This window comes from Actinomyces bowdenii (assembly GCF_017592395.1).
Classification (GTDB): Bacteria; Actinomycetota; Actinomycetes; order Actinomycetales; family Actinomycetaceae; genus Actinomyces; species Actinomyces bowdenii.
On the sequence record NZ_JAGFOU010000002.1, the window covers coordinates 57,690 to 79,056 of the forward strand.

Annotated in this window: 20 protein-coding genes; 12 read left to right on the forward strand and 8 right to left on the reverse strand. The window is 72.7% G+C overall.

Features of this window, described 5'->3' with window-relative positions; all coding sequences use genetic code 11:
• Positions 1 to 38: 38 nt before the first annotated feature.
• The 8 genes from J5X07_RS01375 to J5X07_RS01410 all read left to right on the forward strand — a co-directional run bounded on the left by J5X07_RS01375 (position 39) and on the right by J5X07_RS01410 (position 7,966).
• Positions 39 to 545: a PH domain-containing protein gene (locus tag J5X07_RS01375; RefSeq protein WP_208478427.1), complete on the forward strand. Its 507-nt coding sequence runs from the start codon at positions 39 to 41 to the stop codon at positions 543 to 545.
• Positions 542 to 2,326 carry a PH domain-containing protein gene (locus J5X07_RS01380; RefSeq protein ID WP_208478428.1) on the forward strand — a complete coding sequence of 595 codons (1,785 nt, stop codon included), beginning with the start codon at positions 542 to 544 and terminating at the stop codon, positions 2,324 to 2,326. The genes J5X07_RS01375 and J5X07_RS01380 overlap by 4 nt, the downstream gene beginning before the upstream one ends.
• Positions 2,323 to 3,321: a Rossmann-like and DUF2520 domain-containing protein gene (locus tag J5X07_RS01385; RefSeq protein ID WP_208478429.1), complete on the forward strand. Its 999-nt coding sequence runs from the start codon at positions 2,323 to 2,325 to the stop codon at positions 3,319 to 3,321. The genes J5X07_RS01380 and J5X07_RS01385 overlap by 4 nt, the downstream gene beginning before the upstream one ends.
• Before the next feature lie 179 nt (positions 3,322 to 3,500).
• Positions 3,501 to 3,788 carry a DivIVA domain-containing protein gene (locus J5X07_RS01390; protein WP_124932745.1) on the forward strand — a complete coding sequence of 96 codons (288 nt, stop codon included), beginning with the start codon at positions 3,501 to 3,503 and terminating at the stop codon, positions 3,786 to 3,788.
• A gap of 76 nt (positions 3,789 to 3,864) precedes the next feature.
• A complete protein-coding gene (panC, locus tag J5X07_RS01395) occupies positions 3,865 to 4,914 on the forward strand; it encodes a pantoate--beta-alanine ligase (protein WP_243896260.1) in 1,050 nt (349 codons plus the stop codon).
• 399 nt (positions 4,915 to 5,313) lie between these two features.
• On the forward strand, positions 5,314 to 5,772 hold the full coding sequence (panD, locus tag J5X07_RS01400) for an aspartate 1-decarboxylase (RefSeq protein WP_124932744.1): 459 nt from the start codon (positions 5,314 to 5,316) through the stop codon (positions 5,770 to 5,772).
• A gap of 57 nt (positions 5,773 to 5,829) precedes the next feature.
• Positions 5,830 to 6,285: a hypothetical protein gene (locus tag J5X07_RS01405; RefSeq protein WP_208478430.1), complete on the forward strand. Its 456-nt coding sequence runs from the start codon at positions 5,830 to 5,832 to the stop codon at positions 6,283 to 6,285.
• A 10-nt stretch (positions 6,286 to 6,295) separates the two neighbouring features.
• Entirely contained in the window at positions 6,296 to 7,966 is a 1,671-nt protein-coding gene (locus J5X07_RS01410; protein WP_124932742.1) for a lysine--tRNA ligase, read from the forward strand.
• Between the two features lie 79 nt (positions 7,967 to 8,045).
• Here J5X07_RS01410 and J5X07_RS01415 read toward each other — a convergent pair whose 3' ends face one another.
• From J5X07_RS01415 to J5X07_RS01450, 8 genes are all read right to left on the reverse strand, one after another.
• Complete coding sequence (locus tag J5X07_RS01415) at positions 8,046 to 8,204, reverse strand: DivIVA domain-containing protein (protein WP_124932741.1); 159 nt, start codon at positions 8,202 to 8,204, stop codon at positions 8,046 to 8,048.
• 88 nt (positions 8,205 to 8,292) lie between these two features.
• A complete protein-coding gene (locus J5X07_RS01420) occupies positions 8,293 to 8,931 on the reverse strand; it encodes a uridine kinase family protein (protein WP_208478431.1) in 639 nt (212 codons plus the stop codon).
• A 140-nt stretch (positions 8,932 to 9,071) separates the two neighbouring features.
• Positions 9,072 to 10,691: a peptide MFS transporter gene (locus J5X07_RS01425; RefSeq protein ID WP_124932739.1), complete on the reverse strand. Its 1,620-nt coding sequence runs from the start codon at positions 10,689 to 10,691 to the stop codon at positions 9,072 to 9,074.
• A gap of 199 nt (positions 10,692 to 10,890) precedes the next feature.
• Complete coding sequence (locus tag J5X07_RS01430; RefSeq protein WP_124932738.1) at positions 10,891 to 12,156, reverse strand: alpha-hydroxy acid oxidase; 1,266 nt, start codon at positions 12,154 to 12,156, stop codon at positions 10,891 to 10,893.
• 235 nt (positions 12,157 to 12,391) lie between these two features.
• A complete protein-coding gene (locus tag J5X07_RS01435) occupies positions 12,392 to 13,042 on the reverse strand; it encodes a LutC/YkgG family protein (protein WP_208478432.1) in 651 nt (216 codons plus the stop codon).
• On the reverse strand, positions 13,042 to 14,763 hold the full coding sequence (locus J5X07_RS01440; RefSeq protein WP_124932736.1) for a LutB/LldF family L-lactate oxidation iron-sulfur protein: 1,722 nt from the start codon (positions 14,761 to 14,763) through the stop codon (positions 13,042 to 13,044). The genes J5X07_RS01435 and J5X07_RS01440 overlap by 1 nt, the downstream gene beginning before the upstream one ends.
• Positions 14,760 to 15,590: a (Fe-S)-binding protein gene (locus J5X07_RS01445; RefSeq protein WP_124932735.1), complete on the reverse strand. Its 831-nt coding sequence runs from the start codon at positions 15,588 to 15,590 to the stop codon at positions 14,760 to 14,762. The genes J5X07_RS01440 and J5X07_RS01445 overlap by 4 nt, the downstream gene beginning before the upstream one ends.
• Positions 15,591 to 15,969: 379 nt before the next feature.
• Complete coding sequence (locus J5X07_RS01450) at positions 15,970 to 17,637, reverse strand: L-lactate permease (protein WP_243896264.1); 1,668 nt, start codon at positions 17,635 to 17,637, stop codon at positions 15,970 to 15,972.
• Between the two features lie 305 nt (positions 17,638 to 17,942).
• Here J5X07_RS01450 and J5X07_RS01455 point away from each other — a divergent pair, with 305 nt between their 5' ends.
• From J5X07_RS01455 to J5X07_RS01470, 4 genes are read left to right on the forward strand one after another with little or no spacing between them, the layout of a single operon-like run.
• Positions 17,943 to 18,386: a hypothetical protein gene (locus J5X07_RS01455; protein WP_124932733.1), complete on the forward strand. Its 444-nt coding sequence runs from the start codon at positions 17,943 to 17,945 to the stop codon at positions 18,384 to 18,386.
• Positions 18,386 to 19,375, forward strand: a complete 990-nt coding sequence (locus J5X07_RS01460) for a hypothetical protein (RefSeq protein ID WP_124932732.1) — start codon at positions 18,386 to 18,388, stop codon at positions 19,373 to 19,375. Before J5X07_RS01455 ends, J5X07_RS01460 begins: the two co-directional genes overlap by 1 nt.
• Positions 19,372 to 20,670, forward strand: coding sequence for a hypothetical protein (locus J5X07_RS01465; RefSeq protein ID WP_208478434.1), 1,299 nt, complete (start codon positions 19,372 to 19,374; stop codon positions 20,668 to 20,670). Before J5X07_RS01460 ends, J5X07_RS01465 begins: the two co-directional genes overlap by 4 nt.
• Entirely contained in the window at positions 20,667 to 21,326 is a 660-nt protein-coding gene (locus tag J5X07_RS01470; RefSeq protein WP_208478435.1) for an ABC transporter ATP-binding protein, read from the forward strand. The genes J5X07_RS01465 and J5X07_RS01470 overlap by 4 nt, the downstream gene beginning before the upstream one ends.
• Positions 21,327 to 21,367 lie beyond the last annotated feature (41 nt).

The following is a 21,367-nucleotide window of genomic DNA, read 5'->3' on the forward strand; positions in this document are numbered from 1 at the left end:
TGCGTGACGGCTGATGCCGTATCTGCTAGACCATTGCCATGAGGAGCCCCAGGAGCGCGCCCGCCGCAGATCCCTTCGCCCCCGAGGGAGTGGACTTCCAGCCCGTCTCACCCAGGCTCATCACCGCGCGCCTCCTGGGCGGCGGCCTGGTCAACGCGGTCCTGGTGGCGGTGGGGATCACGCTGGGGGTGCTGGTCAGCCCCTGGTTCCACATCATGACCGGGGCCGGCACGGCCCTCATGGCCGTGGAGCTGTGGTTCATCCCCCGCCAGGTGCGGGCCATGGGCTACGCCCTGACCGAGGACCATCTGCTGTGGCGCCAGGGGGTCATGTTCCGCTCCGTCTCGGTCATCCCCTACGGCCGCATGCAGTTCGTGGACACCTCCCAGGGGCCGCTGGCCGCGCGACTGGGCATCGCCGAGGTCAAGCTCCACACGGCCTCGGCCGGCACCGACGCCACCATCGACGGGCTGCCGGTGGATCAGGCCGAGCACCTGCGCCAGGTCCTGTCCCAGCGCGGCGAGGAGAGGATGGCCGGTCTGTGAGCGAGCAGGCGCATCCCCGCAGCACCGGTGCCGGGCGGCGGCAGCGGCAGGCGCGCCGCATCGAGCTCCCGCAGGACGTCACCTGGCAGCGCGTCTCCCTCATCACCCCCTTGCTCGAGGGGTGGAAGATCGCCACCGGGATCATGGCCTTCGTGACCGTCCAGAACCTGGACGAGATCATCGAGGCCTACCGCTTCGTGCGCCGCCACGGCACCGTCGTGGGCGACTACCTCCTCTACTTCCTCCTGGGCGTCCTGCTCCTCGTGCTGGGATGGGCGGCGATCGGCCTGCTGTCCTGGCACCGCCGCTCCTACGCCGTGGATGCCCACGGGGTCTACCTGCGCACCGGCGTGCTCTTCCGCCAGCTGCGCACCGCCCGCCTGCCGCGCATCCAGTCCGTCGACGTCGTCCACCCGCTCCTGGGGCGCATCCTCGGCCTGGGCCAGCTGACGGTGGAGGTCGCCGGGGGCAAGGACTCCCGGGTGGTCATCGGCTACCTGCGCACCTGGCAGCTGGAGGCCCTGCGCGACCGCATCCTGGTCCTGGCCGCCGGCGCGCAGGAGGAGCCCCAGGAGGGCGCCGGTGAGGCCAGGGTCCTTCCCGGGGCGGCAGGCCCGCACGGCGGTGCCGCACCTGTGGACGGCGCGGCGGCCGGCGGGCTGGACGCCGTCGAGGCGCCCCCGCAGGACCGGCGCCCGGGAGCCCCGGTGGGCCCCGGGCTCGCAGGCTTCGAGGAGGCCGCCGCCGCTCCGCGGCTGGCATCCCCGGTCCGGGTTGAGGAGCACCCCCTCTACCAGGTCGGCACGGGGATGCTCCTGGCCTCCATGCTGCGCAGCGGCAGCCTGGTGGCAGGATGCCTGCTCCTGCTGCTGCTCGTGCTCGGCGCCGTGGGCGCGGTGGTCCTCGGCGGCCTGCGCCCGGGGCTGTCATCATGGGGCGGCATGCTGTCGGTCCTGGCGGCCCCCGTGGGCGTCATCACCATGCTGTGGGGGCGATTCAACCGGGGCTGGGGGTTCAGGGCGGCAGCGACACCCAGCGGCATCCGCATGCGCTACGGCCTGACCTCGGAGGTCTCCCGGACCCTGCCTCCCGGGCGCGTCCACGCCGTGGGCCTCAGCCAGCCGCTGCTGTGGCGCTCCCGGGACTGGTGGGCAGTGGGTGCCAGCGTCGCCGGTCGGGAGAAGGGGCAGGAGGAGGCCGGCGAGTCCGGCTCGAAGAACGCGCTCCTGCCCGTGGGCGCCAGGGCCACCGCGCTGCGCGCCCTGTGGCTGGTGGTCCCCGACCTGGGCGCCCCGGACCCCGACGGCCTGCTGCGCTCCGCGCTCCTGGGCGCCGGCGACGACGGCGTCGGGGACCCGGCCGCCCCGATGGGCTCGCCCGAGCGCGGCTTCGTGCGGATCTCCCCGCGCGGACGCCTCTTCTCCCCCCTGGCCTGGCGGCGCCAGGCCCTGGCCCTGACCCGGACCTGCGTCATCATCCGCGATGGCCGGTGGCATCGGCGCGTGAGTGTGGTGCCCTACGAGCGCATCCAGTCCCTGTCGGTCACCCAGGGGCCATGGGCGCGGCGCCGGGCCATGGCGCGGATCCGGTTGGACATGGTGGCCACCGATGTGCCCACCTCGCTCGCCAACCTGCGCGCCGAGGACGCCCGGGCGCTGGCCGCCGAGATCTCCCGGCGGGCCCTGCGGCGCCGCTCCGAGGAGCGGCTCGACCGGTGGCTCAGCCGCGCCGCGGGAGGACCCGGGGCGGTGGCTGAGCCCCGTGAGACCATCGGCCCATGAGTGACGCGACAGTCCGACCTGCGGGCGCATCGGCCGCCTCCCGTCCCGGGCGGCTGGGGGTGGGGATCATCTCCGCGGGCCGGGTCGGGGCCGTCCTGGGGTCGGCGCTGCGGGCGGTGGACCACCAGGTCGTCGGGGTGCACGCCGTCTCCGCGGACTCCCGGGAGCGGGCGGAGATGCTCCTGCCCGGAGTCCCCGTGCTGGAGGTCGAGCAGATCATCGAGCGCGCCGAGCTGGTGCTGCTCTCCGTCCCCGACGACTCCCTGGGCCCGCTGGTGCAGGGCCTGGCCGAGCTCGGCCGCTGGCAGCCGGGCCAGCTGGTCGTCCACACCTCGGGGCTCCACGGGCTCGCCGCCCTGGAGCCCGCCCGGCGTGGCGGGGCCATCCCCCTGGCCCTCCACCCGGCCATGACCTTCGCCGGCCTGTCCACCGACCTCGCCCGGCTCGTGGGGTGCCCCATGGCCGTCACCGCGCCGGCCGCGGTCCTGCCCATCGCCCAGGCCCTGGCCGTCGAGCTCGGCGGGGAGCCCTTCATCCTGGAGGACGCGGCCCGGCCCGCCTACCACGCCGCCCTGGCCCACGGCGCCAACCATCTGGTGACCCTGGTGGGGCAGGCCGTGCGGGTCCTGGAGGCCGCCGGCATCCAGGACGGCCCGGCAACCCTGCGGCCCCTCCTGGGCGCCGCCCTCGACCGCGCCCTGAGTGAGGGCGGGGCCGCCCTCACCGGCCCGGTCTCACGAGCCGACGTCGGGACGGTCCGCGGCCACGTCGCCGCCATGGAGGCGTTGAGCCGAGACCGCGGAGGCGGCCTGGACGACGTCGTGGCGACCTACCGGCAGCTGGCCTCGGCCACTGCGCAGCGCTGCGAGGCCGAGGGGAGGATCACCGCCGACCAGGCCCGGAGGCTGCGCGAGGCCCTGGGGCCCGGCCGGGGCGATGGCACCGGCTCCAGCGCGGACGGCTCGGGGGAGCCGGCGCCCTCCTCGCCGGGGTGAGGCCGGGCCCGGTGGGCCAGTGGGGCCCTGCGGCGGGCCTCGGCGCACCGCCGTGCCCTATTCGTGATCCGGCCGTTTCCCAGAGGCGTCGGCAGGGCAGGAGCCTGAGTGGCACCATAGGATCCCATCACGACTGCGTGTCGAGCCGCTGGGCCGCCACTGAGAGCTAGGAGGAGACAATGCCGCTGAGTGCCAATGACGTGCTCAACAAGAGGTTCCAGGTCGTCAGGTCCCGTGAGGGCTACGCGCAGGAGGAGGTGGACGCCTACCTGGAGGAGGTCGTCGACGCCATGCGCCTCCTGGAGGGCCAGGTCAGTGCGGCGAGCGGGGAGCCCGGCGCCGCCTCGCAGGAGCAGATCGCCGCGGCCATCGCCCCGCGCGACCACCGCATTGAGGAGCTGGAGCGGGAGAACGCCTACCTGCGCGACGAGCTCGAGGCCGCCAAGGGCCGCCTGGAGCAGGCCTGAGTGCTCCAGTCGGTGCTGACTGCCTCCCTTCCGACCCCGATTCGTCCCGGGCGCGGCGGCGCACTAGCGTGAGCGCATGCCACCGATGCCCACCGATCCAGCCGTGAGCGCCCCCGGACCCGACGGCGCCTCCGGCGCGGCTCAGTCATCCGACCCGGCCGCGCCGGCGGCCGGCGGGGCGGGCGCCGTGCTCACCCGCAGCCGTGAGGAGCTCGCGGCGGCCCTGGGCCGGGCCCCCGGCCCGCGCGCCGTGGTGATGACCATGGGGGCCCTCCATGAGGGGCACTTCGACCTCGTGCGCGAGGCGGTCCGCCGCGTGGGAGAGGCCGGGACCGTGGTGGTCACCATCTTCGTCAACCCCCTCCAGTTCGCCGCCGGTGAGGACCTGGACTCCTACCCCCGCGACCTCGAGGGGGACCTGGAGGGGCTGGAGCGGGCCCTGCGCGGGCCGGAGGGGGCCCTGGGCGTCGGGCGGCTCGTGGTCTTCGCCCCCGCCCCCGAGGCCATCTACCCCGATGGCCCGCCGCGCGTGCGCATCGACCCCGGCCCCATGTCCACGGTCCTGGAGGGCCGCACCCGGCCCACCCACTTCGCCGGCGTGTGCCAGGTGGTCCTGGCCCTGCTGCACCTGACCTCGCCCCGCTGGGCGCTGTTCGGCCGCAAGGACGCCCAGCAGCTGGCGATCGTCACCGCCATGGTGGAGGACCTGGCCGTCCCCGTCGAGATCGTCCCGGTCGATATCCGGCGTGAGCCCGACGGGCTGGCCATGAGCTCGCGCAATGCCTATCTCACCGCCGAGGAGCGCCGTCGGGCACTGGCCCTGTCCGAGGCGCTGGGGGCCGGGCGCCGGGCGTCCGCAGGCGGTGCGGGACCAGCCCAGGTGCGCAGTGCCGCCCAGGCCGTCCTGGATGCGGCCCCCGGCGTGATCACCGACTACGTGGCTGTGGTGGACCCGGCGACCTTCACCGACCTCACCGGCCAGGGCCCGGGGCTCCCCCCGTCGTCGGGCATCAGCGGCGAGCGGCCGGGGGGCTCGGGGCGGGCGCTGCTGGCCGTGGCCGCACGGGTGGGATCGACCCGCCTCATCGACAACTGCCTGGTGGACCTCCCCGCGGACCGGGGCTGAGGGCCCCGGAGCCTGCCGGCGGCGGCCGGGCGCGTGAGCTGCGCGCCCGGGGCAGGCCGCTGAGGCGCCTCTGGGCCCTCAAAGGGCGTCGCTTCGCGGATTCGACGTCGTTTCGCGACTTGGACGCACCTTGCAGGCACCGTCCAAGTCGCGAAGTGACGCCCAAGTCGTGAAGTGACGCCCAGGTCGTGAAGTGACGCCCAACTGCTCCGGCCCTGCCCGCCCGTGCTCGTCGAGGTGCCCGGCTCTGCCCGCCCGCGCCCCAGTGGACATCCTCACCCCCGCATGCGGAATGCGGCCTGTGCACTGGCGGAAGGCACTGGACCGCTGGGGCCGGTGCCTGTCGTCCCCCTCACCACCGTGATGGCACCGGGCGCGGGGGCGCTACGCTGAGCGGCGATGAGCACCCGCACCCGGACGATGATGACGTCCAAGATCCACCGCGCCACCGTGACCCAGGCCGACCTGGACTACGTCGGCTCCATCACCGTGGACCTCGATCTCCTGGAGGCCGCCGATCTGCTGCCCGGGGAGCGCGTGGATGTCCTGGACTGCACCAACGGCGCCCGCCTGTCCACCTACGTCATCCCCGGACCGCGCGGTGCGGGGGAGATCTGCATCAATGGGGCGGCCGCCCACCTGGTCCACCCCGGCGACATCGTCATCCTCATCGCCTACTCCCAGCTCGATGAGGACCAGGCCCGCAGCTACCTGCCCGCCGTCGTCCTCGTCGATGAGCGCAACCGGGTGATCGACCGCGGCACCGAGCCCGGCCAGGTCCCCCAGGACGAGGCCGCCAGCGGCCTGCGCTCCTCGGGCCTGCCCCTGTCCGAGGCGCGGTCCGCCCGGGCGCGATAGGCCGGCCTGGTCTCCCCGGACCTGCGCGTCTCGGGCCGTGACGGGGATGGGACCCACGTGAGCATCACGGTGGAGACGGGCAGGAGAGTCCTGGTCCTCAAGGAGGCCTCCGTCGACATGGACCAGGAGCTCGCGGACTACCTGGTCGCCGTCACCGGGAGCCGGCAGCGCCCGCCCTACCGCCATGAGCCGGATGTGGGGGAGTGCAACGACACGATCTGGTCTGACCACCTGGCCCGGGACCTGCTGATCCGACTGGCGCGGGTCACGGTCGGTGTGGTGGCTGATGACCCCGTGCGCATGCTGTGGCCGCAGAACGACCCCCCCCGATGCGGCACGACGACGAGGAAGAGCCGTGGCCGCCGGTGCGCGCGCTGGCGTGGCGCTGGTAGGTGCGCTGCTCGGCGCGTCCGCGCGCCCGACCCGCGCTCGCGCCCCGCGCCTGGCTCGCGCTCGCGGCTCGCGATGCGCGACGTCGTCGGGCCGGGCCATGGGGCCGCAGGGGGCATATAGACTCCCAGTCGTGACTGACGAGAACCCCACCGCGAGCCCCGCTGCGGCCCCCGCCGCTCCCGCCCCCGCCCAGGCCGACGACGACACCCGCCAGCCCAAGGCGGACCCGGGCCCCGGGGAGCAGTTCGAGGTGCGCTCGGGCAAGCGCGAGCGGCTGCGCGCCGAGGGCTGGGACCCCTACCCGGTGAGCCTGCCGGTGAGCACCACCATCGCGGCCGTCCGCCGTGATTTCGGGCACCTGGAGGCCGGCCAGGAGACCGGGGACCTGGTGGGCGTGGCCGGGCGCGTGGTCTTCCTGCGCAACACCGGCAAGCTGTGCTTCGTCACCCTCCAGGACGGCGCGGGCGCCACCCTCCAGGCGATGCTCTCGGCCAAGCTGCTGCCGGGCCAGGGCCACTCCAGCCTGGCGGCCTTCAAGACCGACGTCGACCTGGGCGATCACCTCTTCGTCCACGGGCACGTGGGCTGCTCGCGCCGCGGCGAGCTCTCCGTCTTCGCCGAGCCTGTGCTGCGCGAGGGGGTCGAGCCGGCGCAGGCAGGTGATGAGGACGTCGAGGTCCCGGCCTGGCGCCTGGCCTCCAAGGCCCTGCGCCCCCTGCCCAAGACCTGGACCAATGAGGCCGGGGAGGCGGTGACCCTCTCGGAGGAGCAGCGCGTGCGCCGTCGCGAGCTCGACCTCATCACCCGCCCGGCCGCGCGCGACATGGTGCGCACGCGGGCCGCCGTCGTGCGCTCCATCCGCGAGAACTTCCACCGCCGCGACTACCTGGAGCTGGAGACCCCCATGCTCCAGGTCATCCACGGCGGGGCCTCGGCGCGCCCCTTCGTCACCCGCATGAACGCCTTCGACACCGACCTCTACCTGCGCATCGCCACGGAGATCTACCTCAAGCGCGCCGTGGTGGGCGGGGTGGACCGGGTCTTCGAGATCAACCGCAACTTCCGCAACGAGGGCGTGGACTCCTCCCACTCCCCGGAGTTCACCGCCCTGGAGGCCTACGAGGCCTACTCCGACTACCACGGCATGGCCGAGCTGACCCGTGACCTCATCCAGGTCGCCGCCCGGGAGGCCTTCGACCTGCCCGAGGGCCAGGAGGTCGTCACGCTGGCCGATGGCACCGAGTACGACCTGTCGGGCCAGTGGCGGATCATCGACCTCTACACCTCCCTGTCCGAGGCCGTGGGGGAGGAGATCACGGTGGAGACCCCGCGCGAGCAGCTGGTGCGCCTGGCTGAGGCCCGGGGGATCGAGGTCGATGACTACGCGGTGCCCGGCAAGATCGCCGAGGACCTCTTCGAGGAGCTCGTGGGCAACAGCCTGTGGGAGCCGACCTTCGTCTTCGACTTCCCCGAGGACACCTCGCCCCTGACCCGCTACCACCGCAGCCGTCCGGGCCTGACGGAGAAGTGGGACCTCTACATCCGCGGCATGGAGACCGCCACCGCCTACTCCGAGCTGGCCGACCCGGTGGTCCAGCGCGAGCGCTTCGAGGCCCAGGCGCTGGCCGCGGCCAAGGGCGACCCTGAGGCGATGGTCCTGGACGAGGACTTCCTGGTGGCCATGGAGCAGGGCTTCCCGCCCTGCGGCGGCATGGGGATGGGCATCGACCGGGTGCTCATGGCCCTGACCGGCCAGGGCATCCGCGAGACGATCACCTTCCCCATCGTCAAGCGCGCCTAACTTTCGACAATTTGCATGAGATCGGCTTTCTCCAGCGCTGGAAAAGCACGATCTCATGCAAATTGTCGAAAAGAGGGGGTTACAGGGGCGCTGGGCCCCGGGTGCGCTCCTCGTATGCCTGGAGCGTGTCGGCGATGCGCTCCATGAGGGCATCGACCTCCTCCTTGAGGTAGCCCGGGCGGAATCGTACGAGGGGCAGGCGCGTGGCGAGCGCCTCCTGGGAGGTCAGGACAGTCACGGGGCCTCCTGTTCTCATCCGGGCGATTACGCTGCTCAGCGCCGTGCCCCATCCTCGCACCCCGGCCGCTGTCGCGCAGCGTTATCGGCTATCGGCGGTCCTGGCCCCGCATGAGGGCGCGGATGCGGGCCTCGCACTGGGCCGCCCCCACGGGCCGGCAGCCCTTGGCCGCCCACTGGGCGATGCGCCGGGGCTCCTCCAGGGACAGCCGCAGGCCCCGGGTGAGCAGGATGTGCGGGGGCTTGCGGTGCTGGGACAGATCCCGGCGCAGGCGGAACCACCAGGTCTGCAGGCGCGGGCGCCGCAGGCACAGGGCGTCGGCCAGCACCCCCGCGTCCCGGCAGGGCGCCACGAGCTCGGCGGCGAAGACCCCCTCGGCCACCAGGACCGGGGAGGCGGGATCGAGGCGCATCTCCCGCTGGCCGACGGCGGCGTTGTCGGGGATGGAGTAGATGGGCACCCGCGCGGCCCCCCGCCGGCACAGAGCCAGGACCGCCTCCATGGCGGCCTGGCGGTCCCAGGAGGCCGGGTGGTCCCAGTCGATCTGCCCGGACGGGTCCTGGACGGGCTCGGGGCCCGACGACCCGCCGCCCACCAGTGGCATCCCCGGCTCGTGCCCACCGCGGTAGAAGTCGTCCAGGGGGAGCCTGGCCACCCCCAGGCGGCGCAGCAGCGAGGACTTCCCCGACCCCGAGGGGCCGGTCAGCAGGATGACGCGGGCGCTCACGGAATCCCAGTCTATGGGCCCGACGCCCCCGCCCGGACCGGGCGGGGGCGTCGGGAGCCGCATCAGTGCGGGCACGGGCCTGCGCCGGACCGGCGCCAGGCCGGTGGAAGAGCACTGGGGCAGCGCGGGCGGCCCCGGCCTCAGGATCCCTGGGCCGTGACCCCCAGGTCGCTCATCCGGCGCTCGGTCCAGGGGCTCACCGCGTACAAGGCCATGGCCACCACCAGGGTGACGGCCCCCAGCCAGTAGTAGAAGGTCGCGTCCGAGACCCCGCCGGTGCGCTCGATGACGACGGCGGCGATGCCCTGCCCCGTCGCCGAGGTCAGCAGCCACAGCGCCATGGCCTGGGAGGCGAAGGACTTGGGCGCCAGCGCCGTGGTCACCGACAGCCCCACTGGGGACAGGAAGAGCTCGCCGACGGTCTGGAAGGCGAAGACGGCGGCCAGGAACCACCACGGCGCCAGGCGGCCGGTATCGGCACCGGGCCACCACTGGAACCCGGCCCCCATGATGAGGGCCGAGACGCCGATGATGAGCACGGCGGTGGCGAACTTGACCGCCGTGGAGGGGAACCTGCCGGCGCGGCGGGTGAAGAGGAGCCCCAGCACCGGGGCGAGGAGGACGACGACGGCCGGGTTGACCGACTGGTAGGCCTCGGGGGAGATCACCCAGCCCAGGGAGGGGATGAGCCCGTCGGTGTTGGACTCGGCGAAGGTCGCCATCTTGCCGGAGGCCTGCTCGAAGATCATCCAGAACAGGACCGCGCCCACCCACAGGGGGATGTAGGCGCGCAGGTGCCCGCGCTCATGCGCGGTGACCTTCCTGGAGCGGAACATGACCACGAAGTAGGCGAGTGAGGAGCCCGAGGCCACCAGGAACAGGGTGTAGGCGATCGCGGAGGACATCTCGCCGGTGATGGCGGTCAGGAGGGCCAGGAGCGCGGCGAAGCCCGCGACGGCCGCCAGGGATCCCAGCAGCAGCCTCTGCCTCTCCTTGCCCCGCAGCGGGTTGGGGATGTCGAAGGCGAAGGCCGACAGGCGGCTGCGCCCGTAGAAGAAGGCCACCAGGGCCAGGGCCATCCCCACCGCCGCGGCGGCGAAGCCGGCGTGGTAGCCGTAGTGGGCCTTGAGCCAGCCGGTGACCAGCGGGGAGAAGAAGGAGCCCACATTGACCGACATGTAGAACAGCTGGAAGCCGGCATCCCGGCGGGGGTCGTCGTCATCGTAGAGCCCGCCCACGATGGTGGACAGGTTGGGCTTGATGAAGCCGGTTCCCACCGCCACGCACACGATCCCCGCCCAGGCCAGGGGGCCCAGGGGGACCGCCAGGAGCAGGTGGCCCGTCATGATGATGACGCCGCCGTAGAGGGTGGAGGGCCAGGGGCCGATGATGCGGTCGGCGAAGATCGCCCCGGGGATCGCCAGGAGGTAGACCGCTGCGCCGTAGGCGGCCAGGATCACCTGCCCGGTGTTCTGGTCGGTGCCCAGCCCGCCGTTGGCCACCGTGTCGGTGATGAAGTACAGCAGGATGGCCCGCATCCCGTAGTAGGAGAAGCGCTCCCACATCTCGACGTTGAGCATCCAGGGCAGGCCCTTGGGGTGGCCGAAGAGGCCGCGGTCCTCCCGCGAGGGCGAGGTGCGCAGGGTTGCGGGCCGCCAGCGCGAGGCGACGGCGCCCTGAGGGTCTCCCGAGGGCCTCAGGGGCGCGGAGGGCTCAGGCGGATCTCCGTGCTCTGCGGGCGCTGAGGTGCGATGGGACATGAAGGCTCTCCTCCAGCCGGTGGTTGCGCCGTGGAGTGCCACGGGCGTCGGGGCCGGCCGCGGTTGCGGCGGCAGGGATAAAGATACGAGGTCAGGGCAGGGCCCGGTGAGGGCCGGGAATGGGACGGCAGGTGCCCCGGGCCTCATCAGTCCTGGGCACCCGCCGTCCCTGCCTCCTCGCGGCGGCTGTCGGAGTGCTTCAGCCGACCTGGGCGGCGGCCTCGCGCACCTGGGGGCGCACCGGCACCAGGCGGGTGAGCTGGGTGACGTGGCGCGGCTCGAGCTCCTCGATGCTGGCCACTCCCAGGAGCTTCATGGTGCGCACGACCTCCTCGGAGAGGATCTCGATGGTGCGGTCCACCCCGCGTCGCCCGCCGGCCATGAGGCCGTAGAGGTAGGCCCGGCCGATGAGGGAGAACTTCGCCCCCAGGGCGGTGGCGGCCACGATATCGGCGCCGTTCATGATGCCGGTGTCCACCATGATCGTGGCGTCCTTGCCGACCTCGCGCACCACCTGGGGCAGGAGGTGGAAGGGGATGGGGGCGCGGTCGAGCTGGCGCCCGCCGTGGTTGGACAGCAGGATGCCGTCCACGCCCAGGTCGATGAGCCGCACGGCGTCGGGGACGTTCTGAACCCCCTTGATGACGATCCTGCCCGGCCACATCTCCCGGATGACCCGCAGGTCCTCATCACTGATGGTCGGATCCATGGCCGAGTCGAGCAGCTCGCCCACCGTGCCGCCGGTGGACTGCAGGGAGGCGAACTCCAGCTTGGGGGTGGTCAGGAAGTCGAACCACCACCAGGGCCGCGGGATGGCGTTGAGCACGGTGCCCGGGGTGATCTGCGGCGGGATGGAGAAGCCGTTGCGCTTGTCGCGCAGGCGGGCCCCGGCCACCGGGGTGTCCACGGTGAACATGAGGGTGTCGAAGCCGGCGGCCGCAGCGCGCTCGACCAGCCCGTAGGAGATCTCGCGCTTGCGCATGACGTAGAGCTGGAACCAGTTGCGGCCGTGGGGGTTGGCGGCCTTGACGTCCTCGATGGAGGTGGTCCCCAGGGTGGATAGGGTGAAGGGGATCCCCGCGGCGCCCGCGGCCCCCGCACCGGCGACCTCCCCCTCGGTCTGCATGAGGCGGGTGAAGCCGGTGGGGGCGATGCCGAAGGGCATGGCCGAGGGCCCGCCCAGGATCTCGCAGGAGGTGTCGACGTCGATGGCCGGGCGCAGGACATCGGGGTGGAACTCCACGTCGCGGAAGGCCTGGCGGGCCCGGCGCAGGGAGATCTCCCCCTCGGCGGCGCCGTCGGTGTAGTCGAATGCGGCGGCGGGAGTGCGGCGCTTGGCGATCCGGCGCAGGTCCCATATCGTCAGCGCGGAGTCCAAGCGGCGGCGCACGGGGTCGAGCTGGGGCTTCTTGAACTGGAGCAGCTCGAAGATCTCGCTGGGGTTGGGCATCTGACGCTTGACCATGAAAACCTCGACGGTGAGATGACGGTATGAACCCGCGGAGCGGGGCCCGTGCCAGGCATCTGCGCCGAACTCGGCGGAGCAGATCTATTGCCCGGCCAGGACGCTCATCATCCTATGGGACATAAGTCATGGGAGGCAAGGTGACCCTAATGGCCGAGGCCGGAGGGTATCTGAGCATGTCAGGGGTGCTTCAGGAGGGTCCTGCCCGCCCGTCACCCTCCGGCCCGGCGCCGGGTCAATGGGCGACGACCACGCGCAGGTCGCGCGGTCCGTGCACCCCGTTGACGCGCACCAGCTCGATGTCACTGGTGGCCGAGGGGCCGGCGATCCAGGTCATCGGCCGCGCGGGGTGCTCGCCCAGGATGTCGACCGCCTGCGGCACCGTCGGCACGATCGACTCGCGCTCCAGGACCACGACGTGCTTGTCCGGCACCAGGGAGATGGCCCGGCGGCCCTGGTCGGGCTCGCCGTCGAGGACGATCGTGCCCGAGATCGAGATCCCCAGGCGGGAGCAGGTGAGCACCGCGTCGGCCTCATCGAGCCGCAGCGTGGCGATGGGCTCCTCCCGGGAGTCCTCCCACAGCTCGCGCCCGGAGCGGGCCGCCGCCTCCTTGTAGTGCGAGGGCAGGCCGGCGGGCACGACGACGGCGCGCGCCGGACCGAGCAGCTCGTCGATGGCCTCCAGGATCGCCGCGTCCTGGGGGGCCACGACGACACTGGCCGAGTAGTCCTCGAGCTTCTCGATCATCTCGTCGACCACGGGCGGGGAGCCGGGCGGGTTCTCCCCGGAGCGGATGTAGTCGCGGGGGACCGCACCCACCGGCCGGGTCTGGGACCGCGAGATCGCGTCGCGGGCGCGGGCCAGGATCGCGGATCTCGCATCCATCACAGCTCCTCCTCACGGGTCGGGACGGCCGGGGCCCCGCTGGCCCCCGGGGCGATCGGCTCGGGGCCGACGATGGCCGAGCGCGCGTCCAGCGGGGCCGGGGACGGCTCGCCGTCGGCGCTCGCGCTGCCGGGGACCGGCCCGCCGGGAGGCGGGGGCGGATCGGCGGGTAAGCCGTCGCCGGCGCCCACGGCGCGGCCGGCCGCACCCCCCATCGGGGTCCTGCCGTCGGGGTGCGTGCGCCGCCACCACTGGCGGAAGGTCTCCGGGGGCGCCACCGGCAGGTCCCGCGCCCCGGTCCACAGGGATGCGGGGAAGGGCAGGGCCCCGATCCTGCCCTCCTCGCCGCCCAGCAGCGCCGATGCCTTGACCGTGAGCGAAGCGGCCTCCCACAGCGGGCTCTTGGACATCACCGGTGCCGAGACGCTCATCGCCACGTCCCACACGTCCGGCACCACGCGGCGCTTGACGTCCACGGAGCGGGCCCGCAGGTGGACGAGGATCGTGGGGATGTCGATCTTGACCGGGCACACCTCCCCGCAGGCACCGCACAGGGAGGAGGCGAAGGGCAGGGTGTGCACCGGGTCGTCCTCGGCCAGCCCCTGGGTGAGCTGGGGGGTGATGATCGAGCCGATCGGACCGGGGTAGACCGAGCCGTAGGCGTGCCCGCCGGTGTGCTGGTAGACGGGGCAGATGTTCATGCACGATCCGCAGCGGATGCAGGCCAGCGCCTGACGGCCCACCGGGTCGGCCAGGGTCTTGGTGCGCCCGTTGTCCATGAGCACCAGGTGGAACTCCTGGGGCCCGTCGCCCTCGGTGACGCCGGTCCACATGGAGGTGTAGGGGTTCATGCGCTCCCCGGTGGCCGAGCGCGGCAGGAGCTGGGAGAAGATCTCCACGTCCTGGAAGCGGGGCACCAGCTTCTCGATCCCCATGAGGGTGATGAGGGTGTCGGGCAGGGTCAGGCACATGCGCCCGTTGCCCTCGGACTCGAAGACCGAGACCGTGCCGGTCTCGGCCACGCCCATATTGGTGCCCGAGACGGCCACGGAGGCGCGCAGGAACTTGTGGCGCAGGTGGGAGCGGGCCGCGGCCGTGAGCTCCTGGGGGTCGTCGGACAGATCCCCGGGGGCGCCCTCCATCCGGTCCAGGAAGATGCCGCGCACCTCCGAGCGGTTGCGGTGGATGGCGGGCACCACGATGTGGGAGGGCATGTCGTCGGCGAGCTGGACGATCATCTCGGCCAGGTCCGTCTCGTGGGCCGTGATGCCCCGGTCGGCCAGGTACTCGTTGAGGTTGGTCTCCTGAGTGGCCATCGACTTGACCTTGACGACGTCGTCGACTCCCTTGGAGGCGATGATGCCGGCGATGATCCGGTTGGCCTCGGCGGCGTCGCGGGCCCAGTGGACGATCCCGCCGCGGGCGGTGACATTGGCCTCGAACTGCTCCAGCAGCTCGGGCAGGCGCGAGGCCACCTCGAACTTCACCGCCTCGGCGGCGTCGCGCAGCGCCTCCCAGTCGGGCATCTCGGCCACCCGCATGGCGCGCTTGGATCGGATGGTGCGCGTGGCGTGGCCCAGGTTGCGGCGCATCTGGGTGTTGGCCAGGGTCCGGTGCGCCCCCTGGGGGAAGGTGGGGCCCCAGCGCAGCGTGTCCTCGGGCTGCTCGACGTCGGTGCGCCAGCCGCCCGTGCGGGGCATGCCCAGGAATACCTGTGTCATCGTGCCACCGCCTGTGCGTGCCGGGGGCTCTCGGCGTGCTGGACGTGCCTGGGGGCGAAGGAGATGTTGCCCTCGAAGGGGGCGTCCTTGGTGGAGGCCAGGATCTCGGCCAGGTGCATGATGCGCACCCCGGAGTTGACGCGCGACAGGCCGCCGCCGATGTGCATGAGGCAGGAGTAGTCGCCGGCGCACAGGACCTCGGCGCGCGTCGAGATCACGTTGCTCATCTTGTCGGCGAGCATGGCGGTGGAGGTCTCGGAGTTCTTCATCGAGAAGGTGCCGCCGAAGCCGCAGCAGACCTCGGCGTCGGGCAGGTCGATGAGGGTGAGGGCCTCGACCGCCCTGAGGAGGCGGTACGGGCGGTCGCCCACCTTGGCGATCCGCAGCGAGTGGCAGGTGGGATGGTAGGCGACGGTGTGCGGGAAGTAGGCGCCCACGTCCTCGGTGCCCAGGACGTCGATGAGCAGCTCGGTGAGGTCGTAGGTGCGGGCGGCGATCTGCTCGACCCGTGCGGCCAGGGCGGTATCGCCCACATGCTCGGCCACCAGGCGCTGCTCATGGCGCGCGGCCCCCGTGCAGGAGCCCGAGGGGATGACGATGGCGTCCCACTGGCCGTCCAGCACGGGGGAGAAGGTCTCCACGTGGTTGCGGATGATGCGGGCCGCCTGCGTGAAGTAGCCGGTGTTGGCGTGCATCTGGCCGCAGCAGACCTGGCCGGGAGGGAAGTGGACCTCATGGCCCAGTCTCTCCAGGAGGGAGACGGTGGCCTGGGCCGCCTGCGGGAACATGGTGTCGGCGAGGCAGGTCGCGAAGAGTGCGATGCGCACGGTAGTCCTCCAGGATTGCTCCGGAGGGCTCCCTCCGGATGGCGTCCACGGCGTTGTGGATTGACGTGGATTGATCTGTCGATATCTCAGGCAACTCGATCAACTCGGGGCCGTGCTCCGCAGCCTATGCCCGCCGTCGGGCGCCCTGCCCGCCGCGGTGCGCGCGAGGGCCCCTCCCGCCCGCTGCGGCGCTGGCGGTGACCCGTCATCGCACCGATCCGCCGACGCCGCCGCCGGCGATCCCGCCGGGCCCGCGGCGGGCCCGGCGGGCGCGTCAAGTGCCTGAATTGAGGCAGGCGGGAGTGCGTTTATGCCGATGCGGCCCGTGGGTACCCGCCGCGGGCGGTGCGCGGGGCGGGCACCCACGGGCCGGAGCGGCTCAGGCGGGCAGGTAGCCGCCGAGCCAGCCCTGGGAGGCGATGAGCACCAGAGTGCACAGCACCAGCAGCAGCCCCAGGGAGTAGGGGGCGACCTTGCGCAGGATGTCGGCCTCGGTCCCCGGGGCGTCCACCGCCGTGGAGGCGATGGCCAGGTTCTGGGGCGAGACGATCTTGCCCAGGCCCCCGCCGATGGTGTTGGCGGCCAGCAGGATCCGCGGGTCCAGCCCCGCGCCCTGGGCCGCGGTGGCCTGGAGGTTGGCGAACAGCGCTCCCGCGCTGGTGGCCGAGCCGGCCACCGCCGTGCCCAGCCAGCCCAGGACGGGGGACAGGAAGGCATAGGCCGCCCCCGTGGTGGCCAGGGCCGCGCCGATGGCCGTGGTCTGGCCGGAGAAGTTCATGACATAGGCCAGGGCCATGACGCTGGCGATGGTCACCACCGCCAGGCGCAGGGTGCGGAAGGTGCGCAGCAGGGTCGCCGCGCTCAGCCGCGGGCTCATCTCGAAGCGCCCCGGCACGGAGCGCAGCGAGTAGACGGCGGTGACGATGAGGGCGGTCACCAGGATCCAGGTGCCCGGGTTGGACAGGGTCTGGAGGGTGTAGACGGCGCTGGAGGAGGGCTCTCCCTGGGCGGTGAGCAGCTGCCCGTGGACGCCGGGCCACTTGATGGGGACATCGGTGGCCTTCAGGGCCGAGCTCAGGTCGAGGCCCAGGCTCCACAGCTTGGTCACGGCGATGATGATGACCACCAGGACGTAGGGCAGCAGGGCCAGCACCACGCGCTCGCGGTCAGGGGCGTCGTCAGTGGCCACCCGGGAGCGGTGCTCCTGGGGGGTGGTGGGGGTCCACACCAGCAGGAAGAGGTAGGAGGCGGCCAGGCCCAGCAGGGAGGCCAGGACCGCGGTGAGCTCGTAGGAGATCGACGGCGTCAGGTAGTGCCCGGCGCCGGTGGCCAGGCCCGCCACGATGGCCAGGGGCCACAGCTGGCGCACGCCCCGCACACCGTCGAGGATGAACAGGAGCACCAGGGGGATGAAGGCGCACAGGACCCAGGTCAGGTGGCCCATGAAGGAGGCCACGACCACCGGCTCCTGGCCGCCGAGCCTGCCCGCGGTGGTCACCGGGATGGCGATGGCCCCGAAGCCCACGTTGATGGCGTTGCCGACCATGACCACGGCGGCGGACCTGAGCTTGGGCAGGCCCAGGGCGGCGACCATGGCCGCGGCGATGGCCACGGGCGCGCCGAAGCCCGCCAGGCCCTCCAGCAGCCCGCAGAAGGAGAAGGCGACGATGAGCGCCTGGGCCCTCATGTCGCCCTTGCCGATGGTGTTGAACACGGCCCGCAGGTCGTCCGAGCGGCCCGAGGCCTCGGTGAGGTTGTAGAGCCAGACCGCCGCGATGATGATGTAGACGATCGGCACCAGGCCCATGGCCACGCCCTGGGCGGCGCTCATCGCGGTCATGGGGACGGGCATGCCGAAGAAGGCGACGGCGATGATGCAGGCCAGGGCCAGGGAGATGAGCGAGCACCAGTGCGTGGCCACCTTGAGCACACCCATGAGCGCGAAGAAGGCTATGAGTGGCACCAGCCCCACTGCGGCGGTGAGGAACACGCTGCCGCCCACGGCCGTCGTCGAGGGCGTGAAGGAGGCGAGGGGTGCGATGCTCATGGCTGGTAAGAGGAGGACAGGCTCCATTGGATGCTCTCCTGGTCGGTGACATGTCAGGCGTGCGGGGCACGGGACCATGCGGTGGCGGGACTTTGGGCCCTTGAGCACGGCGCCACGCACGCGCATGAGATCCTGCCACAATCGCCGCTGCCGTGCTCCGTGAGTATGCCTGCGGGGCATGCAGCCCGTTTCTATATTGTGACCATATTTATGGGCAGATTACTTCCGGTGGCGCTCGTGGTGAGGCACACTACGGGACGCATCCGTGACCCCGCGGTGCAATCCCGCCATTGAAGGAGATCCCAATGAAGCGAGCACTTCACGTGCTGGTCGGCGCAGTGCTGGCCGCCACACTCATCGCCCCCAGCGTCTCGGCCGCCCAGCAAGGGGTGGAGGGGGGCGGGTGGTCCGAGACCACCGGCAGCTACTCGACGAGCTCCGGCGGGATCAGCGCCAAGCGCTCCTTCCGCGAGGGCGTGCCCCACCACTCCGGCGAGGCCCAGCGCAAGTCCATCAACGGCACCACCCACAAGCGCGCCCACGGCTGGACGCGGTGGAACGGCGTGTGCCACCACACCACGGCCCAGCTGGAGCACCACTGGCCCAGGGGGCAGGTCATCTCCTCCTCCGGGCGGGTCAAGCGGTGGCACTACTCCGAGGCCTGGAGCTCGTGGGTGGCCTACAACCCCAACGCCCGGTCCAACGGCTACGGCCTGGCACGCACCTACTACGGGCGCAGCTGCAGCTGATGCCCCTGCTCCTGCGTCGAGCGGTGGCCCCGGCCCTGATCCCCACGGCGATCATCGCCGTGGGGATCGGCCTGCTGCTCCTGCTGTGCGTCTTCCAGGGCGAGATGGCCCTGGCCAGGCAAGAGGGCAGCCGCGGCTACACCCCCCGGGCGCTCAGCGTCCAGGCGGCGCCCGATGAGGTCATGCGGGCCCTGAGCGCCTCGGGACTGGACGCCCACGCCTATGTGGAGGACGGGCCGGGCCGCAGGATCCTCGCCCTGGCCCCCGGGGCGGACCTGTCGCTCCCGCTCCACGGCGGGCAGGTCCGGGAGGGCGCCGGCCCCCAGGCGCTCATCGGCAGTCAGGTGGGCGCTGCCGAGCCACTCGAAGGCGTCGGGGCCGCTCAGGGCGCCGCCTCCGCGCAGGTGGTCGATGACGGCCGGGCCGTCATCGTCGAGGGGCGCCGCTACCCGGTCACCGCAGTGCTGGGGAGCCGCGAGCGCAGCCTGCTCCAGTACGAGACGCTCATCATCGACAACCAGCGCTTCGCCGCCTCCCATGCCGCGGTCGTCGTCGTCGACGGCCCGCAGGCCCGTGAGCTGGTCGAGGAGCACCTGGCCGGCGCCCGCTGGCAGCCCCAGGACCAGGGCGTGGCGCGCCGGCTCTCCCTCGACACCTTCTCCCCGGTCCTGCTGCCCCTGGGCGGTCTGGCCGGCGCGCTGAGCCTGTGGGCGGCTCTCGGCCTGGTGGTCGCCTGGCGGCGCCAGGAGGCGCGGGTCAGCATCATCCTGGGGCGCACGGCTCTGGCCGCGCACCTGGCCACGGGCGCCCGCCTCGCGGGGGCGGGCCTGCTGGGAGCCGCCCTGGCGGTGGCCGGGGTGCATGCGGCGGTGGGGCTGCCGGGCGGCGGGCGCACCCTGGGCGTCCTGGGGGCCGCCCTGGGCGGCCTGGCGGTTCTGGGGGCCGGGCGCCTGGTCATGGAGAGCCGGCTGGAGGGCGCGGCGCCATGATCCATGAGATGGTCCTGGACCTGCGGGCCCGCCCCGCCGCCCTGGGGGTCAAGATCGCCTTGACCGCCCTGGTGAGCCTGGCGGTCTTCGCCGTGGGGGCTGTGGGGGCCCGCACGGAGGCGGAGGTGGGGCGCGTGGCGGACTCCCGCTCCGGGCGGGTCCTGTACGGGCTGGTCGACACCCTGGCCGATCCCGAGCGCTACGAGGAGTTCCGCGCCGAGGAGGGCGGCACCCGGTCGGTGGCGGCCTTCTACGACGCCCTGAGCAGCTCGACGAGCTTCGAGTTCCCCTCCCTGTTCAACCACATGGTCCCGGTGGTCGACTTCCCCGGCGGAGAGCAGTACCGGCATGTCTACGAGGGCCTGGGAGGCCCTCTGGAGCCCTACCCCGATCCGCTGGGGCGCACGGTCACCGACATCAAGTCCTTCCAGCTCAACCAGGACGCCTACGAGTTCTACGGGATCGAGCTCAGCCAGGGGCCGGGCCTGGACTGGCAGGCCGTCGACTACTCCAGCGGCGAGCCGGTGCCGGTGCTGGTGGGCTCCTCCCTGGCCTCGGTCTACAGCGTCGGGACGAGTCTCCAGGGGTGGCTGGGCGGCCACCCGCTGGAGTTCCGGGTGGCCGGGGTGGTGGACTCGCGCTCGGCGGTCTACCTGCCCGGGCAGCCCAGCACCTTCCTGGATGAGGCGCTCATCATCCCCTACCCCCACAGCCTGGGGCAGTGCGAGGGCTACGACATGGGCCTGTGCAACTCATTGGCCTTCGCCATGGTCAACGGCACCATCGCCGCGCCCGCCTCCATGCGGCCCTCCGAGCTGCTCGACATCCTCAATGCCATGGGCGCGGCCTGCGGCTTCGAGGACTACACGCTGCTGGGCACCCCGATCTACACCGTCCAGCTGGGGCTCATGCGCGACTTCGTCGAGCGCCAGGGCGCGCTGGTCCGCGCGATCGCGGTGGCGGTGGCCCTCTGCTCCCTGACGGCCCTGGCGGGAGTGGGGCTGCACCTGTGGCGCGGGCGCCGCCCGGTGGTGCGCGCCTGGCTCCTCCTGGGGTGGGCGCCCGGTCGCATCGCCCGCACCCTGACGGCCCTGTGGGTGCGCGACGCCGTCATCCTGGCCGCCATCGTCATCCCCCTGGTGGCGGCCTCGGCGAGCTTCGACGGCAACTGGGGTCTGGTGGGCCTGGGTGCGGGGCTGGGGCTCATCGCGCTGGAGGGCGCGGGGCACCTGGCGGCGGTCCGGCGGCTTGCGCGCGGGGGCGCGGTGCGCGGCGGAGGAGATGAGGAGCCATGATCGAGCTGGATGTCAGGCGCAAGGAGTTCCGTGAGCCCAACGGGCAGGTGCGCACGCTCTTCGAGGGCCTGCGCCTGTCGCTGGGGCAGGAGGACCACTCGGTGGCGGTGTGCGGGCGCTCGGGCTCGGGCAAGACGACGCTGCTGCGGATCCTGGCGGGCCTGGACACCGCCTTCGAGGGCCGCTACGTCTTCCGGGGCCAGGAGCTGGGCCTGAGGGCCGCACCCATGGCCCGCCACCGTGCGGCGCATATCGGGTACATCACCCAGCGCTTCGATCTGCTGACCGACCGGCACGTGCTGGACAACGTGGCCATGGCGGCGCAGGACCGCGGGCGCTCCCGGCGCCGCCAGCGGGCCCTGTCCGCCCTGGCGGCGGTGGGCCTGGAGGGGTACGGCGGCAAGGATGTGCGGCGCCTGTCCGGGGGAGAGGCCCAGCGGGTGGCCATCGCCCGCGCCGTGGTGGGGCGGCCCGACCTGGTGCTGGCCGATGAGCCGACCGGCTCCCTGGACGAGGGCACCGAGACCGAGATCCTGGAGCTCTTCGCGGACCTGCGCGAGCGCGGGACGCGCTTCGTCATCGCCACCCACTCCGAGACGGTCTCCTCCTGGTGCGCCCGCAGCCTGCGCATCGAGGGCCGCGCCCTGCGGGACTGAGGGCTCCTGGGGCCTGCCGGGGGGCCGGGCGGGTGCGCCCG